Raw genomic sequence first — 17965 nt, 5'->3', positions numbered from 1 at the left:
AGTGTGGGTGGCGTGATAATGTGTTTTGTCTTTTTTGAAATTTAAAAGAGAAGGGCTTAGGATATAGCTGTTTTTGTCTTAAGCATGCAAAGCAACATAGCTTTTTCCGCTTAAATTAAATAAGACCTGCAATCCAAAATCGGGTCCTTTCTCAACTTTGGTTATAGAAGCGAGTATAAAAAAGGCTAGATATTTTTCTTGGTATAAATCCAGAAAAATATCTAGCCTTTTGATTATATTAAATCTAAAATCACATAGCACTTTTTTTATCGAATTAGTTAGTTACATTATATAAAAAGTAACGAATATATTAGTCTCTGGGAGCAAGAAATGTTGGCTGCAGTGCAGGTGGCGTTATGGCTTTAGCCATTACACCACGGGACGAGTTTTGAAATTCGCGCACTTTGCGAAGTTCAAAATCTAGGTTCGAGACCTTGGCTCGAACCGGTCCCCACTGCGCCAACATTTCTTGCTCCCAGAGGCGGCATCCAAAACTAACTATTATTCTTTCAAATCGTCAACGTCGGTTAACGAAGCTAAATTATCTTGTTTAGTAACGGCTGTTTTGTCGACTGAAACTTTGAACCAGTTAACAAAACCGTGATCAAATTCAGCAACGACGAAGTGGAAGTTACCCATATCGAACTTAGAACCCTTTTGAAGGTTTGGATACTTCTCAATCAAATAACCACCAACGGTAATGATATCTGATTTTTGGAACTCCTTAACATCGGTTCTAAAGTAACGCTCGAAATCATAAAGGGTTGTTTTACCAGAAACATTGTATGAGCCGTCGTCATTTTTGACGATATATTCATCAGAAACATCATCGATTTCATCTTTAACTGTTCCAAACAACTCTTCGTAAATATCTTTATCGGTAACAATACCACTAGTACCACCATATTCATCAACAACAACGACGATAGGTGTTTGTTTCTTGATCATCTTATCCAAAATATCTTGGATAGGCATTGTTTCGGGAACGGTATTGACTGATCTTAAAATACGGCTGATACCAACATCACCATCAACTTGATTTTGACGGACGATATCGTAAGCATAAACGTAACCTAAAACTTTATCTTTATCGTTATCGGCAACAACTGGGAATCTTGAAAATCCTTGTTGTAAATAATCTTTAATAACATCTTTAACTTTATCCGTTATGTCGACAACATAAAGACTGGTCCGGTCGACCATGATATCTTTTGCTACCTTGTCATTTAATTCAAAGGCACGTTGCATGAAGATAACATCATCAGGCTCCATATCACCGCCTTTAATAGATGATTTGGAAAGACGAAGAATTTCTGATTGTGAAAAGACTTCGTTTTCAGAATCGGCTGGTTTCATCCCCATCAAACGAACGATTCCGGAAGCTGACACATTCAATAACCAAACAAATGGATATACAGCTAAATGGAAGAATCTTAATGGTGTAACGACTAACATTAACATTGTCATTGGCATATCAATGGAAATATTCTTAGGTACGATTTCAGTCAAAACAACTTCTAAGTATGTTAGTAGAAGCACACCGATAATGGAACTTAGTGCATGTAGACCACTACTACCGCCAGCGGAAAGATGAACAAAACCAAAGACCTCAACTAAGAGATATTCAATAGTACTTTCACCGATCCAACCTAAAATGATACCAGCGATACTAGTACCAACTTGTGTGGTGGACAAGTACTCGTTCAGGTTGTTGACCATCATTAATGCTCGTTGGAGTTTCTTTTTGTTACCAGTACCTTTTTGGATTGCATCTTCCAGTTGACTGGCTCTAGTTTGCACAAGGGCAAATTCAGCAGCAACGAAGAAGAAGGCAAAGATAAAGGTTATCAGTATGATAATAAAATTAGTTGTAATTACAGAACTAGACAATATATGATTTCCCCTTCTATTCTTGTAAGACGAATTATACACCAAAGAAAAACCGACTGTGTCGGCCAAGAGTAAATAATTTATTTTTTTACACCTTTAGTATATCCAATTTTATGGTTAAAATATAGCTATGACGTTCCTAATTTCGGAACGCTACAATTTTGTAGTTGAACTTAGTAATCATTATTTTTATAATGAAGAGAATGAAACAACCTTGGGGGAATCCTTTTGAGTAAAGTGAAAACGAACAATTTATTAACTCCTGCACAAGCTGCTAAGGACTTAGGAATAAGCGTTGCAACGCTACGTAAATACTCTTTGATAGTCGAAAAGACGACTGAGAATAGCCAATATTTTGAACGCAATAGTCAAAACAACCGTCTATACACTCAAAAAAATATCGAAGATTTCAAAGAAATGGTTAAGTTGAGTCATGGTCCAAAGATGACCCTTGAAACTGCTGCCATTCAGATTTATCCAACAACTGACGTTAAATCAGAAAGTAAGGCTAAGCAAAGTGATGAAGTCACTGAATTGCAAACGACTGTTGCCAAGTTGGAATCTGAAAATAAGAAACGTGAGCTAACAATTAAAGAACTTCAACAAGAGTTGGCGGACGCTCAAAAATCTAAAGAACAACTTCAGGCTGAATTAACAACTTTGAAACAACAAGCCGAAGAAAAAGCTGAAAATACAAGCGTTAAAAAAGATGAAAATATCAAAGAACGTGTAAATGAAAAAGTTAATGATGATAAAAAGGGTCATTGGTGGAACAAGTTTATGAGCTAGTCAGCCAATTAATCTTATGATATCAACCTCTTACGCAATCGGGTCGTACCAAAATGTTGGTTTTGGTGCGGCTTTTTTATGTATAATTAGAACTTGTGATAAGACAAATTAGGAGGATTAATTTTGAAATTAGCAATGATTGGGCTCGGTAAGATGGGAATCAATTTGACTGAAAATTTGATTCGCAATGGTAATGAAGTGGTTGCTTTTGATTTGAGCGATGGAGCTAGAAATGATGCTTCAACGCTTGGGGCACAAGTGAAAGATAACTTAGAAGATGCTGTTACGGCATTGAGTGCACCACGGATTGTTTGGGTAATGTTACCAGCGGGGGACCCAACGAACCAAACCATTGATACCTTGAGTGAGATTCTTGATGAAAATGATATCGTTATTGACGGTGGAAATTCATTTTACAAAGATTCATTGCAACACAACAAAATTTTGACTGCCAAAAACATTAAGTTCTTCGATGTTGGTACATCAGGGGGTATGAGTGGTGCTAATCGTGATGGTAACTTCATGATTGGTGGAGACGATGAAAAAACCTTTGAATATATTGAACCCATTTTCAAAGGAATCGCTCAAACTGATGGTTACTTATATACAGGTAAAGCCGGCAGTGGTCACTACTTGAAGATGGTCCACAATGGTATTGAATATGGTATGATGCAGGCAATTGCGGAAGGTTTCGATGTATTAGAACATAGTCAATTTGATTATGATAACGAGGCCGTTGCAAAAGTTTGGGAACATGGTTCAGTTATTCGTGGTTGGTTAATGGAATTGACTCAATCAGCCTTTTCAAAAGATCCTAAATTAGATGAGATCAAGGGTGTTATGCATTCATCAGGTGAAGGTAAGTGGACTTTGGATGAAGCCTTGAAACTTCAAGTTCCAACACCAGTTATTGCAGCCTCATTGATGATGCGTTACCGTTCGCTAGAAGATGATACATTTACTGGTAAAGTTGTTGCAGCTTTACGAAATGAATTCGGCGGACATGATGTTGACAAAAAATAAACTAGTATGAAAAACTTGTAAACGTGCGACAAAACATAGCTTTTTTCGTTTAAATCAAACAAGACTCGCAATCCAAAATCGGATTACGGGTCTTGTTTGTCTTAATGCTCGAAAGCTGACCATGTTTTGTTTAGAAAGGATTTGGTGATGAGTGAGAAAAAAAGGTGAGGTATTTCTATTTTTATTTATTGGTGCTTTTATTGGTAGTGATTTACGTTATTTGGAAAGTTTGATTTTTAAAACAAGTAGCGGCTTTCCACTGGGAACAATTGTTGCCAATTTAAGTGGGGCGCTTGTGTTACCATTTTTAATTCATTATTTGCAAGACCGTTTTAATTTATCTAAGCGGGTTATTTTAACCTTGAGCACGGGTGTATTAGGATCGTATACGACTTTTTCAACTTTTACGGCGGATGCATATCGACTTTACAACAGTGGACAATGGGTATTTTTGCTAATTTATCTGACGATAACAATGATTGGTGGCTTTTTAGTAGCAATTTTAGGAAATTATTGGGCAGCGTCACGTGCTTTTAATGATTACGTTAAAAGAGAGGGGCGTAAAAAGTGATAAATTTCTTGATTGTTGGGGTTGGTGCCTCAATCGGGGCCTTTTTTAGAAATGAATTAACGTTAATACAAGCTAAAATAAAAATCGACTTTCCGATTATAACGATGCTGATAAATATTAGTGGCGCAATCATCTTAGGTATTTTAACTGCACAAATTCGTAACGGTGCGATATTATTATTGCTAGGAACTGGATTTTGTGGAGGTTTCACCACATTCGGAACTTTTAATATGGAGTTAAGTCAATTATGGTTTCAACATCAAATATGGCGTTGTTTCTGGTACTTTGTTTTAACTTATGTTTTTGGAATATTAGGTTTCGTGATTGGTATTCATATTTAGGAGTAGGTAAATGCAAATTAATGGATCAGTTTGGAATGAAAGTTTTCATCCAGGAATAATTTCTTCAACTAGATTATATTTTCAAGATTTGTTTGTTGGCGCTAAGCGAATGAGTCGGAAGGACTTTTGGTGGGGCTTTTTGGGCATGACAATCACAGCCTTCGTAATTGTTGGTTTATTAGTATTTGCAATCATAAAAATGCCAGTTAATGATTTTTATTGGAGTTCCATCCTTGGCGTTGCGATGGCAATTAGTTTGGGATATTATTGGATCTCTGTTTTTACCGCAATAATTCGGCGCCTGCATGATATTAAAATGCATGGCTGGTGGGTTTTACTGGGGATTATTCCCTTTGTTGGAGCGATTGCTTTGATTGTGTTGACGTGCTTACCACAAAGAGACTTCGGAAATCGGTGGCCTAAACAGTTAAATTAACTAGTTAAATATGCCACCTCCAAGAGCAAGAAATTAGGTCGCTATGGGGACCGACAAAAGTCGTCCCGTGGTGTAATGCTAGAACTATAACGCCACCCCTGTTGCTAAAATTTCTTGCACCCAGAGACTAATTGATTCGATAAGAGGCTAGATGCTTTTTCTGGATTTATACCAGTGGAAACATATCTAGCCTTTTTATATTCGATTCGATAACCAAAATTGAGAAGGAACCCAACATCGGATTACTAGGGCCAATTGTATTAATGCTCGAAAGTTGAACATTTTTTGTTGCACTCTTTTTTGTAAAAGATTGTTTTTCAGGCTGAATTTGTGTAAAAGTAGATAATAAAGCGAGGAGGATACAACGATGTGTGGACGTTACATGTTTCAACCGGATAAGAATCCGGAAATAAAGCGTATTTATCAATTGGCTGTTGATGCTGGTTTTTCTCCTAAAACGGGTGAAGTTTTTCCAACTGATGAAACAGCCTTAATTGTTGCTGGAGAGCGGCAGGTCAAAGTTGTTGGTATGAGATGGGGCTTTCCGGGTTTTAAAAAGGGCCAGTCAATTATTAATGCCCGTTCTGAAACGGTTCAACAGAAAACGATGTTTGCCGACTCTTTTTTGAAACGTCGTTGTGTCTATCCAACAACGGGCTTTTTTGAGTGGAGTAAAGCTAAGCAGAAATATAAGTTTAATTTTAGTAATGATCCACAGACGTTGTTCATTGCAGGCTGTTATAATTATTTTGATGATGTAGCACAAAGTATTTTGTTTACAACCGAGCCCAACGAATCGATGATTCAAATTCATGATCGGATGCCATTGATCTTGGCTAAAAATCAGATCAATTCGTGGATATATAACGATGAATTTGCTAAGAAATTCATACATAGTTCAATGCCACAATTGATATCACAAGTAGAAGAATAGGTGTTTTATGAATAGTAAAATTCAAAAATTTGATAATAGTAATGAGTATTTCCAATGTCCAATTTGTAGGGAAAAACTGGAATTGAATGGTCATAGTTTAACCTGTGGACAAAATCATAATTTTGACATTTCCAAAAAAGGATTTGTGGATTTTGTGTTGAATAATAAGCAATCGAAAAATTATGATTTAGATTCTTTTGAAAATCGTCATTTAATTTTAGAGCATGGGATGTATGATCATATAGCTACGAAAATATTGGCTTTGGTTAAAGAATTAAAATTGACCAGTGTTCTCGATGTTGGTTGTGGAGAAGGCTATTATGCTAAAAAGATTGCTGAACTACCTGATAGAAAAGTGTTTGCTTTTGATATTTCAAAGGATTCCATTCAGTTAGCAGCTAAGGGGCCTAATACACCGGTAGAGTGGTTCGTAGGTGATTTAGCACATTTACCGATTCAAGACCAATCAATTGACGGAATTGTGGATATCTTTTCACCCGCTAATTACCAAGAATTTAATCGTATTTTGAAGACAGGCGGCTATGTGTTGAAAGTTATCCCCAACCAATACCATGTCCAAGAGTTGCGCGAGCAGGCAAAAGACCAATTAAAGCAAGAAAAATATTCCAATAAAAAGGTCTTGGATTATTTCGAAGAACATTATCAATTGGTCGATCAAATTGATGCTACCCAGACTTATAACGTTACACCCGAAGAACGAACAGCTTTCATCGGTATGACGCCGTTATTATTTAATGTGGATAACTCTTTGATTGATTGGACCAAAGTTAAGCAAATTACTGTTGGTTCAACAATTCTTGTTGGAAAAGTGAAGTAGATTTATTGTCGAGTCAATCCAAAATTGGTTTTCACAACTTTGACCATAGAATCGAAAATAAAAAGAGGCTAGGTATTTTTCCGGGTATTAATCCAGAAAAATATCTAGCCTTTTGCTTATGTTCAATTTCAAATAATATGGCACTTGTTTATCGAATTAGTTAGTTACATCGTATTAAAAATAATAAATGTATTAGTCTCTGGGTGCAAGAAATGTTGGCAGCAGTGAAGGTGGCGTTATGGCTTCAGCCATTACACCACGGGACGAGTTTTGAAATTTGCGTCCTTTGCGAAGTTCAAAATCGAGGTTCGAGACCGCCTTTCGGCTCGAACCGGTCCCCACAGCGCCAACATTTCTTGCATCCAGAGACGGCAACTAACTCAACTTGGTGTCACACGTTTTATTCTAGAATACTTAAATTGAATATTTGCGTAAGGCTTTTTTAAAATCACCCTGTACTAAAACGCTGATTTGGTCAACAATGTTGCGAGGATCTTCTTTCATATCGTTACGAACCCATTCAAAAATAATGGAAATGAAGGCCAAACTGTAAAAATGTGCAATGAAGTTTTTATGACTTTGATCGACATTGAGACCGTTAGCTTGCTCCTCGACAATTTGGATAATGTATTTGTAAATAACTTCGTAAATATACTTGTGCATAACATCTCGATAAACAGAGAGGTAGACGTTTTTAGCTAATTTTTGATTGTTTTGAATCAATATCATAATTTGATAGAAAGCTTCTTGCCAATTATCATAGTCGGCATTTTTCAAAACATCGTCAGCTACTTGGCTAGAGGAATATTCAACGAGGGCATAAATATCTGAGAAATGATTGTAGAAAGTTTGACGCGTTAGGTGACATTCACTGACGACATCTTTGATAGTGATTTTATCGATGTTTTTGTGATGTAATACCGCGCATAAAGATTCCTTCAAGATATTTTTTGTATCATTTGTCATAAAGATGAATTCCCCTTCAAAAAATAATCAATGTTTTATATTATAGCATGTGTTTTGTTAGTTAAATCTGGTGTCTCCAAGAGTAAGAGAAAATATATTTTAGTTATTATGGGTAGTTTAGTTAAAGACAAAAACGAACACATGTTTTACAATGTTATTTAGTAATTTATGGAGGTAATTTATGACGACTAAAATTGGGATTCGCCAGTTGGTAGAGTTTGTTTTGCGTAGCGGTGATTTAAATGAAACAAAGAATAGTCAAAATACAGCTCTAAATGGTGCTCGAATCCATCGTCGACTCCAAAAGGAACGTTCAAAGGTTTCTGCTTATGAAAGTGAAGTTTATTTAAAAACGGACGTTACGATGAATGATACGCAGTATGTCATTTCTGGTCGTGCTGATGGCATAACGCTAACTGATGATAAGGTTTCAATTGAAGAAATTAAAACGTCTGATCAAGCATACGATGAATTGAGTGATAATACATTGGAACTTTATTGGGGACAAGTAAAAGTTTACGGTTATATTATTTTGCAAGAACATCCAGAATTTGATCATGTAACGCTACAATTGACTTATTTTCAAGTCAGCACTGAAAAAGTTATGACTGATGAGAAGGTATTTAATCGTGAAGAATTACAACAATTTTTCCAAGATTTAATCAATGAGTATGAATATTGGTTAGTTCTTCGGGCTAAGTTACGTAAGACGCGTAATACGTCGATTAAGAAATTGGCTTTTCCATTCCCAGAATTTCGGATTGGACAACATGAGATGGCAGCGGCTGTTTATAAAACAATTTTATTGAAAAAGCGCTTATTTGTGGAAGCTCCGACTGGGACAGGTAAGACGATTTCAACGCTTTTTCCTGCTATCAAGGCGATGGGAGAGGAAAAGGTTCAACGTCTGTTCTATTTAACAGCTAAACAGAGTACGCGTCATGTCGCTGAAGAAACGGTTGCTTTAATGGCTAAAAAGGGTCTGAAGTTAAAAAGTATTACTTTGACCGCTAAGGATAAAATTCGTTTTCCAGAGGAACAAGATGTGCCCCCGAAGAGAATCCTTATATGATTGGTTATTATGATCGATTGAAACCAGCTTTGTCTGATTTGTTAACTAATGAGGACGCTATAACGCGTGCTGTGATTGAGAAATATGCTAAGAAACATACGGTTGATCCGTTTGAATTTTCGCTGGATGCTTCGTTGTTTTGTGATTTAATCATTTGTGATTATAACTATTTGTTTGACCCCTTAGTTTATTTACAGCGCTTTTTTGTTGAAAAAGATACCGATAACTTTTTCTTGATTGACGAGGTACACAATTTAGTTAGTCGCGCTCGTGATATGTATTCCGCAACGATAACTGATGAACCGATTGCTAAACTATTAAAGACTGCTAAAACAATTGATACTAAGGCCAGTGAGGACTTTCAAAAGCAGTTGAAGAAAGTTCGGCGTGTATTTAATCAGATGAAAAAGATATTAAAAGAAGACGCTCAAGAAGAGAAAATCACTTCAGATGTACCTGATAAATTAATTAACACCTTAGGTAAATTCAATGATTTCATGGGTGATTGGATGCAAGATCAGCAGCCATCAGCGTTTTTAGACAGTGTAAAAGATTATTTCTTTGAATCATTAACCTTTGTCAAAATCGGTGCATTGTTTGATGACAGTTATAAGACTAGATTGGTCCTAGATGGTAAAAATTTGGTCGTGAAGCAACTTTGTCTGGATCCTAGTCACTTTATTGATGAATCACTGAACCTAGGCTTAGGAGCAGTTTTGTTCTCTGCTACTTTATCACCAATGGATTATTACCAAAGCGTTCTTGGTGGAATTGATAATAGTTTGGCCTATCAGTTGCCATCGCCATTTCCGGCTCAAAACCAAAATATTTTAATAACTCAATATATTCAAACCACATACCGTCAGCGTCAATATAGTCAGAATAGTATCGTTCAAAGTTTGAATACTTTGATCAGTAGCAAAACGGGAAATTATTTGGTCTTTTTCCCGTCATATAGCTATTTGAAGCAAGTTCAGGATGCCTTTGAAACGGCGTATCCTAATATTCAAGTGATTGCCCAACAAGGAGAAATGGATAATGATGCTCGACAAAGATTTTTAGATAGATTTGTGGAAAAACCTCAGGAAACATTAGTTGCCTTTTGCGTGTTAGGCGGTATTTTCTCAGAAGGGATTGATTTAAGAGGTGATAAGTTGATTGGCGTGGCGATTGTCAGTGTCGGATTGCCTGGTTTGAGTGCTGAGAATAACTTGATTCGTGATTATTATGATAAAGAGAATGGTCATGGCTTTGAGTACGCGTATCAAATGCCGGGATTCAACAATGTTTTGCAAGCGGCGGGACGATTGATTCGTAGTAGTCATGATGCCGGAGTAATTTTATTAATGGATCAACGGTTTGGCAGTTCTAGGTATACCAGACTTTTTCCACAGCATTGGCAACATTATCAACGTGTCAGTTCATTGCCACAATTAACCACTGCTGTGCATAACTTTTGGAAAGGGCGAGAGCATGAAAACTAAGTTAACAAAAGAATTAGAGAGCACCTTGTATCAATATTGTTTTGAACAAGGTTCTTATGTAGTTGAAGAAGTATCAATGCCAGATAAAAAAGGGATTGTTGATACGCTGAGTTATCAACAGCTATCAGATAATCAGATTGAATGGCGCTGTTACGAATTGAAAGTAACTAAAGCCGACTTTCATTCGAAAGCTAAATTATCTTTTATTGGTAACTACAATTATTTTGTTCTACCGCAAAAGTTGTATGAAGAAGTTGCTGATGAGATACCGACTCACATTGGGGTATTGATTTATCGTGCGTTTGATAAAAAAGCAATGGAAGCTTCGCCACAGACGCTACGGGCACCAGGTTTTCTAACCGTCGCCAAAAAAGCGCAGTATCAAGATTTACAGGTAGATGAAAAGCAATTGACTAGTCATTTTGTAGCCTCACTTTTTCGTGAAGTGGATAAAGCCAAACGTGTGGAAAAAGGGTTGCAATTGTATTCGGATGATAAGTTATTTAAGGAATTAAAAAAACGTTCGAAGGCAGGTTATGATGTTTATAAACCAGATTATAACTTGTATGACCGTTTTGTCGATGAGATAGAAGATGATGCTATAACGGCGTTACAGGAAGAACTTGATGCCCGTAATGCAGAGTATCAGGAATTGAAATTACAATTGCAGCAACTACAACAACCTAATTTGGAGGATAAATTATGATTTATTTTCCTTATTTGCGTGGGCGAATGTATGATTTATTAGCATTAAAAGAATTAGTTGAACAAGACCAATTAAGTTCTAAAATTGTGCCGATTATTGAACCAGTGAGGGATTCAAAAGAGTTGCAACAAACGGTTCAAACGCTGATTGATCACCAACAACCATTCAGTGTAATTGCGAATCCACAGGTTAGTGTCTATGGTCTAAATGATACGAAGATTTATACACTACCAGAGTTGAATAACTTGGATTTTTATTATCCAAGTGCAATTTTGGCAGCTGATTTCAGCAGTGACTTTGTTAAGCCGGGGAAAAATCAACAATCACTGTTGATAGCTAACAATTATGAGTTGCTCAAGACTTATCAGAAGACAAAAGTTTTACAAGCTGTGGATAAGGTGTTAATTCCCGATGAAGCTAGGATGTATCAATTAGTGAAAACTAAGGCGACATTATTAACTGATCCGTTGACGTTTGTTCGTCATGTTGAAGATTATGCTGATTTGGAGGATGAATTTTTTGAACCGGCTAATTGGTATCAACAAGTTGATGGATATAATGGCTTCGGTGATTACTCAATGGTAGGACATGTGTATTTTGATAAGGGGATGCCAGCGCGGGCCATTGCGTTGCACTTGATCTACGTTACAGTTGACGGAACATTGCGAATACATCACTTTGTTTCGGATAGCAACGAGCACATGAGTGGTCAAAAAGATAAATTTTTTGAAGCATTAGCCAAATTAGTCACATGGTGTAGTCAAAATATGCATGGAATCAATATGACACCAGCCCTTGAGCAACTGATAAAGTATAACGACCAAAGTAAGTTTCCCGGATTGGGAAAGATTAAGAAGTTATCCTTAATGCATCATTTTCAATTGATGAATTGTCTGTTGAATTTGGATTAAGTGACAAAAACATAGTTTTTTCCGCTAATAGAAGGACCCAGCAATCCAAAATCGGATTACTGGGTCCTTCTGCATTAAGGTTCAGAAGCTGAATACTCTCGTCGTAAAATGTAAATTTACCACCATAATTTAATTAAAGCTTGTGTACCATCATTGCCAAGCTTTTGTTCGTCGACAAGTTTTTCGTAAAGCTGTTTGGCTTGTCTAGTTGCGGGAAGATTCAATCCCATTTTTTCACTTTCATCAAGTGCAATACGGAGTTCTTTTAGGAAATGCTTGGAATAAAAGCCTGGCTTGAAGTCGTTATTAAGAATACGTGGACCATAGTTTTCTAGACTCCAGTTATCACCGCCACCGCCGGTTACAGTGTTAAGAACGGCCTGTAGATCAAGTCCAGCAGCTTTAGCGTAAACAAACATTTCGGTTAAACCAGTCATAGTTCCCGCAATCATTATTTGGTTGGCCATTTTGGCATGTTGACCGGCACCATAAGAACCAAAGTAGTGATTTGTCTTACCAATGATATTAAAAATGGGTTGCAAAGTTTCATAGGCGGATTTAGAACCTCCAACCATAATGGTCAGATTACCGTCACGGGCACCGACATCACCGCCGGATACGGGAGCATCAAGACATTCAATGTTATCTGCTTCAGCTTTTTCACCGATTTTTTTGGCTAAAGTAGGAGTGCTAGTAGTCATGTCAACGATGATTTTACCAGAATTTAAACCGGCAAAGATACCGTTATCTTGGAAGTAAACATCTTCAACATCTTGGGGAAAGCCAACCATTGAGAAGATGATATCAGCATCTTCAGCAATTTCTTTAGGATTTTGAAACCAACGAGCGCCTTTAGAAATCAACGGTTCGGCCTTAGATTCAGTTCGAGTATAAATATCGACATCATAGTTAGCTTTGAGAAGATTGTTAATAATGCCGCTGCCCATGACGCCAGTACCAATAAAACCAATTTTTTGCATATTAAGTCCTCCGTTCGTGATTATTTTTGTAGTATACCTTTAATTTAACATTATTAACTAAGTATTTGTTTTATGTAATGATTGAGTTAGTTATGCTCCCTTTGTATAAATTAAAAAAACGTCTGGCCTTTTACTTGTACCCAGAGGCGGCAGCCAATCAAACTTGAGAAAGAACCAAAATAATATGCTTTGGCTATTTTTTAATGGTGCTTGTTTGCTATAATTCAGATGATGCGTAATCAAATTTAAATAGACATGGGAGGGATTTCATGACATTCATAAAGAACTATTATAAAAGTATTTTAGCAGCTTTATTTTATGGAATAACCTCGGCTTTAGGTATTCAATTACTTTTACAGCCGGCTAAGCTTTATACCAGTGGTGTTACTGGTGCTTCACAGTTGATTGTTAACTTGTTAAATGAATTTGCTCACACGAACACACCTGTTTACCTTTGGTTTGCTCTGTTGAATCTACCATTAGTTATTTTGGCGTGGTTTAAATTGGGGAAAAAATTTACAATTCTATCAATTATTTCAGTCGTTTCGGCATCGTTATGTATTTTAGTAGTGCCGTTATATCCCATAACTAAAGATCCTTTGTTGTCAGCCGTCTTTGGTGGTATCTTGTCTGGTGCGGGTATCGGATTGTGTTTCCGTTACGGATTTTCAACCGGTGGGACTGATATTATTGCACTGATAGTCCAAAAGAGCACTGGTCGTTCAGTAGGACAAGTTAGTTTTGCTATCAATGCAGTTATTATTACAATTGCTGGATTTACATTTGGCTGGGAATTAGCCCTCTACACTATTATTTCAATCTATATTACCAATGTGGTGATTGATAAGATGTACATTCAACAACAAAAAATTACTGTTACGATTTATTCACATAAAGTTGATGAAGTATCTAAGGAATTGTTGAAATCATTAAATCGTGGTTTAACGCTTGATTACCATTTACGTGGTGCGTATTCAGGTGAGGAAATTGGCTCGATTACAACAGTTTTGACAAAGTATCAGTTGTTCTTTGCAAAGAAGATTGTAATGAAAGTTGATCCGGAAGCGTTTATCAATATTCAACCAACAATGTCGATTTCAGGTAAGTTTAACGATAATTAAATTTATTTATGCCGCCTCCAAGAGCAAGAAATTTTGGTCGCTATGGGGACTGATTGGAGCCATAGAGCGGTCTCCAATCTCGATTTTGAGCCTTGCATAAACCGCAAGTCTCAAAAGTCGTCCCGTGGTGTAGGCGCTGAAGCTCCAACGCCACCTTCACAGCGACCAAAATTCCTTGCTCTTTCCGGCTAGGTTATTCCTGGCTTTTGAATCAATAAATAATAATTTTGATTCCGTAGTCAAAGAATCCATTAGTACTGAGTAAGAATATGACATCTTTAATAAATGGAATATGTAGAAAAATTACTTAAAATAAAGAAGACTAGCAATCCAAAATAGGATTACTAGTCTTCTTTGCTAATGGGCTAATATGACACTTGAGATTTACAGCATTCTATATAGAAAAATTATGTAATACAATATTAAATTGGAATAAACTTCATAGGCTCAAAAAGATTAGGAATTGCTTGCTATTACAGGCTTAAAGGTTGAACGTCTTAGCTCAAATTTGACTATAAATATCACTGGTAATTGATTCTTTAATTCCTTAAAAACGTAATATACTAGAGTTATAAAGTGACAAGGAGATTTTGAATATGAAAACAATTATTTATACTCATCCATATGCGGGAAGTTTTAATCATGAGATTTTGAATCGATTGACGAATGGCTTTTCAAAGAATGATGAAGAATATGAAATAATCGATCCATATGCTGATAACTTCGATCCCACTTTTACGGAAAAAGAACTGGCTTTGTACAGTGAAGGAAAAACGGATGATGAATTGGTAAGAAGGTACCAGCGAAAAATTGCTGTCTCAAATGAATTGATTTTTATTTTCCCAATCTGGTGGCAAAATATGCCTGGAATGTTAAAAGGGTTCTTTGATAAAGTAATGCTGAATAATTTTGCTTATAACGAAGATGATGGTTGGAAAGGGTTATTGACGTATATTAAAAAGGTGACGGTCATAACTACTTCGACTGTGACAAAGAGTTATTTAGAAGAAGAATGTGGCGACCCAATTCGGCAAATCTTTATAAATCGGACTTTGGCAGATATCGGAATCTCTCCTCAAAATGTTAATTGGATTCACTTTGGAGAGGTCAATGTAACGACGGATGAAAAACGTGAACAATTCTTAAATGAAATACCTGACCTTTATGCAAAAAAGTAGAAAACAATAAAATAGACTAGATATTTTTTAATCTGGGTGTATCTCGGTAAAATATCTAGTCTATTTTTCGATGCTAATGATAACCCTATTCACATATACGGGCATCATAGTTAACTCGTGGTGTTAGTTGATTTTCTGATTGTGTAATTGAAATAATTTATAAAGTCAAAAGATTCAAAACATGCTTTATATTCTATAATTCTAGTCACTGATGGCAAAATAATGCTTAAAGCTGTTTAATATTGATTCAAAAACAAAAAATGAACTAGCCGGAAAGAGTAAGAAATTAGGTCGCTATGCAGGTGGCGTTGGAGCTTTAGCTCTTACACCACGGGACGAGTTTTGAAACTCGCGATTTGTGCGAGGTTCAAAATCGAGACAAAAGACCTTGGCTTTTGTCGGTCCCCATAGCGACCTAATTTCTTGCCCTTGGAGGTGGCATATTTAACTAGCACCACGCGTTAGTTAAGTTGCTATTATTGTGCAAGCGTTATAATATTTCTCTAGATATTAAAATAATTTGGTTTAGAATACATACTATGATTATAAGATGAGGATGTTTTATTTAATGCATAAAGAAAATAGGGCAGTAGGGGTTTTACAGATACTATTTATGATAGCGTCATCTTTTGCTGTCGGGTTTGTTTTAAACTACGCTCAAACTAATGATTTAATTTTTACAACACAAATTGTTTTTGAAACTAATTTAAATACATATTTACTGACAGTTCTAATTTTATTTGTAATATATTTGGGTCTCTACGGGATTTTTAATCGGTTCTTCTATGCTTCGGCGGTCTATTTTATTTTCTTCTTGATTTATGCCGTTGCGGATAGATTAAAGGTTACCTATCGTTCAGAACCAATTTTGCCGAGTGATCTATTACTTTTGAAAAATATTAAGAGTCTGATGTCGATGGTTACGACAAAGTTAATCGTTGCATTAGTGATAGTTTTGATTGCGGCGATTGTGATATTTGTCTTGCTAGAACGCCGTTTTGGTAAATTCATGTTGCGTTTTAAAACGATACCTAGATTGATTTTTGTTGCCTTGACGGCATTTAGTATCGGTATTTTTTATACGGCGAGTGACACTAATTCTATGACGTATAAAATTTTAGCCGCTTCAGGATATACTAATTTAGATTCAAATATTAATCGATCGGCTAATAGCAATGGCCCAATGCTGACATTTTTGGGTAATATGTATGTTGATATTATGGATAAACCTGCTAATTACAGTAAGGAAAAAATGCTATCGATTGTTAGCAAATATCAACAGGAAGCTAAAAAAATCAATCAGAATCGTGACAATAACGATTTGAGTAAGCAAACATTGATTTTTGTTTTAAGTGAAAGTTTTTCTGATCCAACACGGGTTCCCAATATTAAAATGAATCAAGATCCGATGCCTAATATTAGGGCTATCAAAGATAAAACTACGTCTGGTTTGATGATGAGTTCTGGCTATGGCGGTGGAACGGCTAATATGGAGTATATGACGTTAACGGGCTTGGCAATGAATCAGTTTTCAGATACATTGCAGTCACCATATACACAGGTTGTGAATAAGCAGGAAAACCCAATCAATATTGCTAATAATTTTCAAACGTCTGCCGCTATTCATCCTTATCATGGGAATTTTTATAATCGTAATTCTGTTTATCAAAATTTTGGAATACAAACATTTAGAAATATTGACACTAGTGGAAAATTAGCACTGAAGTATAAAAATACTTTGCCGGGGATGGAATATGTCAGTGATGACTCAGCCTATAACGATGCTCTGTGGCAAATTAATCAAACTAGTGGTGGTCAATTTATCAATTTGATAACGATGCAAAATCACATGCCTTATGTGAATGAGTATTCTAGCAATGAATTTAAAAATACTGGTGCTGGTGTAACGGATAAAAATCGTGACCAAGTCAATAACTATGCTAAAGGCATGAGTATTACTGATGTAGCGACAAAGGATTTTCTGAATAAGCTGGATGCAATTGATAAACCAATTACAGTCGTTTGGTATGGTGATCATTTGCCCGGAATTTATGATAATAACGATATGTACACTTACAACGTGCCAGAACATGAGACAGATTACTTCATTTACAGTAATAAATATGCTCGTGAACATAACTATGGCACAACTAAACTTGATGACGCGACACAAGTAACTGATCCAAATGGGTTTATTCCGTTGGCTTTGAAGCAAATGAATCAAAAGGTTACGCCATATTACGCTCTTTTGACTAGGGTTCAAGAAGAAGTACCAGCAATGGCCAAAAGTATTTCTGATAACACTAATTCTTTATATGTTGATAAAAATAGTAAGGAAGTAGACGAAAAGAATTTAACCGCTAAACAAAAGAAACTTATCGACGATTACAAGCTCGTCCAATACGATCTGACAGCTGGTAATAATTATTCTAAAAGTACAATAAACAAGTAGTTCTCTTCAGATTCATAAGAAAATTGGAAACTGTTTTTTGAATTATCAGTCGTGCATTGATAAAAATGGGTTAATATAGATGTTATCGTGTTGTGCTAGTTAAATATGCCACCTCCAAGAGCAAGAAATTTTTGTCGCTATGGGAATCGCCGAAAGCCAAAGTCTTTCGGCTCGCTTTTGAACCTCGCACAAATCGCGAGTTTCAAAAGTCGTCCCGTGGTGTAGGCGCTAAAGCGCCTACACCACCTACACAGCGACCAAAAATTCTTGCTC

General features: G+C 36.2%; 16 protein-coding genes and 1 pseudogene. 14 read left to right on the top strand and 3 right to left on the bottom strand.

Annotated features, from left to right (window positions below; all coding sequences use genetic code 11):
• Positions 1-501: 501 nt before the first annotated feature.
• Positions 502-1890: a hemolysin family protein gene (locus D1B17_RS10945; RefSeq protein ID WP_120141695.1), complete on the bottom strand. Its 1389-nt coding sequence runs from the start codon at positions 1888-1890 to the stop codon at positions 502-504.
• Positions 1891-2118: 228 nt separating this feature from the next.
• On the opposite strand from D1B17_RS10945, the gene D1B17_RS10940 reads away from it, so the two are divergent.
• From D1B17_RS10940 to D1B17_RS10910, 7 genes are all read left to right on the top strand, one after another.
• Complete coding sequence (locus D1B17_RS10940; RefSeq protein WP_120141696.1) at positions 2119-2679, top strand: hypothetical protein; 561 nt, start codon at positions 2119-2121, stop codon at positions 2677-2679.
• A gap of 123 nt (positions 2680-2802) precedes the next feature.
• Positions 2803-3702 (top strand): phosphogluconate dehydrogenase (NAD(+)-dependent, decarboxylating), encoded by a 900-nt coding sequence (gene gnd / locus D1B17_RS10935; protein WP_120141697.1) that lies wholly within the window; start codon positions 2803-2805, stop codon positions 3700-3702.
• 151 nt (positions 3703-3853) lie between these two features.
• Entirely contained in the window at positions 3854-4273 is a 420-nt protein-coding gene (locus D1B17_RS10930; RefSeq protein ID WP_120141698.1) for a fluoride efflux transporter FluC, read from the top strand.
• The gene (locus D1B17_RS10925) at positions 4270-4614 is read left to right on the top strand and encodes a fluoride efflux transporter FluC (protein ID WP_240704407.1); all 345 of its coding nucleotides are present in this window, start codon (positions 4270-4272) and stop codon (positions 4612-4614) included. The genes D1B17_RS10930 and D1B17_RS10925 overlap by 4 nt, the downstream gene beginning before the upstream one ends.
• 10 nt (positions 4615-4624) lie before the next feature.
• Positions 4625-5050 carry a DUF805 domain-containing protein gene (locus D1B17_RS10920; protein ID WP_120141699.1) on the top strand — a complete coding sequence of 142 codons (426 nt, stop codon included), beginning with the start codon at positions 4625-4627 and terminating at the stop codon, positions 5048-5050.
• Between the two features lie 367 nt (positions 5051-5417).
• Complete coding sequence (locus D1B17_RS10915) at positions 5418-5984, top strand: SOS response-associated peptidase (protein WP_120141700.1); 567 nt, start codon at positions 5418-5420, stop codon at positions 5982-5984.
• A gap of 7 nt (positions 5985-5991) precedes the next feature.
• Positions 5992-6822 (top strand): methyltransferase domain-containing protein, encoded by an 831-nt coding sequence (locus D1B17_RS10910; RefSeq protein ID WP_120141701.1) that lies wholly within the window; start codon positions 5992-5994, stop codon positions 6820-6822.
• Positions 6823-7236: 414 nt separating this feature from the next.
• On the opposite strand, the gene D1B17_RS10905 is transcribed toward D1B17_RS10910, so the two are convergent.
• Positions 7237-7788, bottom strand: coding sequence for a TetR/AcrR family transcriptional regulator (locus tag D1B17_RS10905; protein WP_120141702.1), 552 nt, complete (start codon positions 7786-7788; stop codon positions 7237-7239).
• A 30-nt stretch (positions 7789-7818) separates the two neighbouring features.
• Between D1B17_RS10905 and D1B17_RS12925 the strand changes: the two genes are divergently transcribed.
• The 4 genes and pseudogenes from D1B17_RS12925 to D1B17_RS10890 all read left to right on the top strand — a co-directional run bounded on the left by D1B17_RS12925 (position 7819) and on the right by D1B17_RS10890 (position 11961).
• A complete protein-coding gene (locus tag D1B17_RS12925; RefSeq protein WP_276606942.1) occupies positions 7819-7950 on the top strand; it encodes a hypothetical protein in 132 nt (43 codons plus the stop codon).
• A 19-nt stretch (positions 7951-7969) separates the two neighbouring features.
• Positions 7970-10344 (top strand): annotated as a pseudogene (locus D1B17_RS10900) (ATP-dependent DNA helicase).
• Positions 10334-11050, top strand: a complete 717-nt coding sequence (locus D1B17_RS10895; RefSeq protein ID WP_120141703.1) for a hypothetical protein — start codon at positions 10334-10336, stop codon at positions 11048-11050. Before D1B17_RS10900 ends, D1B17_RS10895 begins: the two are co-directional and overlap by 11 nt.
• The gene (locus D1B17_RS10890) at positions 11047-11961 is read left to right on the top strand and encodes a sce7725 family protein (protein WP_120141704.1); all 915 of its coding nucleotides are present in this window, start codon (positions 11047-11049) and stop codon (positions 11959-11961) included. Before D1B17_RS10895 ends, D1B17_RS10890 begins: the two co-directional genes overlap by 4 nt.
• A 116-nt stretch (positions 11962-12077) precedes the next feature.
• Here D1B17_RS10890 and D1B17_RS10885 read toward each other — a convergent pair whose 3' ends face one another.
• Positions 12078-12941, bottom strand: a complete 864-nt coding sequence (locus tag D1B17_RS10885) for an NAD(P)-dependent oxidoreductase (RefSeq protein ID WP_120141705.1) — start codon at positions 12939-12941, stop codon at positions 12078-12080.
• Between the two features lie 269 nt (positions 12942-13210).
• Between D1B17_RS10885 and D1B17_RS10880 the strand changes: the two genes are divergently transcribed.
• From D1B17_RS10880 to D1B17_RS10870, 3 genes are all read left to right on the top strand, one after another.
• Positions 13211-14062, top strand: a complete 852-nt coding sequence (locus D1B17_RS10880; protein WP_120141706.1) for a YitT family protein — start codon at positions 13211-13213, stop codon at positions 14060-14062.
• 596 nt (positions 14063-14658) lie between these two features.
• Positions 14659-15240 (top strand): NAD(P)H-dependent oxidoreductase, encoded by a 582-nt coding sequence (locus D1B17_RS10875; RefSeq protein ID WP_120141707.1) that lies wholly within the window; start codon positions 14659-14661, stop codon positions 15238-15240.
• Positions 15241-15808: 568 nt separating this feature from the next.
• Positions 15809-17692, top strand: a complete 1884-nt coding sequence (locus D1B17_RS10870) for an LTA synthase family protein (protein ID WP_166806675.1) — start codon at positions 15809-15811, stop codon at positions 17690-17692.
• Positions 17693-17965 lie beyond the last annotated feature (273 nt).

The sequence above is a fragment of the Companilactobacillus zhachilii genome (genome assembly GCF_003606365.2).
Lineage (GTDB): Bacteria > Bacillota > Bacilli > Lactobacillales > Lactobacillaceae > Companilactobacillus > Companilactobacillus zhachilii.
This window is presented reverse-complemented; position numbering and strand designations above follow the sequence as displayed.

Coding starts and splice junctions, on each gene's coding strand:
- D1B17_RS10920 (WP_120141699.1), top strand. CDS start 4,625: ATGCAAATTAATGGATCAGTTTGGAATGAAAGTTTTCATCCAGGAATA.
- D1B17_RS10915 (WP_120141700.1), top strand. CDS start 5,418: ATGTGTGGACGTTACATGTTTCAACCGGATAAGAATCCGGAAATAAAG.
- D1B17_RS10910 (WP_120141701.1), top strand. CDS start 5,992: ATGAATAGTAAAATTCAAAAATTTGATAATAGTAATGAGTATTTCCAA.
- D1B17_RS10905 (WP_120141702.1), bottom strand. CDS start 7,788: ATGACAAATGATACAAAAAATATCTTGAAGGAATCTTTATGCGCGGTA.
- D1B17_RS12925 (WP_276606942.1), top strand. CDS start 7,819: ATGTTTTATATTATAGCATGTGTTTTGTTAGTTAAATCTGGTGTCTCC.
- D1B17_RS10895 (WP_120141703.1), top strand. CDS start 10,334: ATGAAAACTAAGTTAACAAAAGAATTAGAGAGCACCTTGTATCAATAT.
- D1B17_RS10890 (WP_120141704.1), top strand. CDS start 11,047: ATGATTTATTTTCCTTATTTGCGTGGGCGAATGTATGATTTATTAGCA.
- D1B17_RS10885 (WP_120141705.1), bottom strand. CDS start 12,941: ATGCAAAAAATTGGTTTTATTGGTACTGGCGTCATGGGCAGCGGCATT.
- D1B17_RS10880 (WP_120141706.1), top strand. CDS start 13,211: ATGACATTCATAAAGAACTATTATAAAAGTATTTTAGCAGCTTTATTT.
- D1B17_RS10875 (WP_120141707.1), top strand. CDS start 14,659: ATGAAAACAATTATTTATACTCATCCATATGCGGGAAGTTTTAATCAT.
- D1B17_RS10870 (WP_166806675.1), top strand. CDS start 15,809: ATGCATAAAGAAAATAGGGCAGTAGGGGTTTTACAGATACTATTTATG.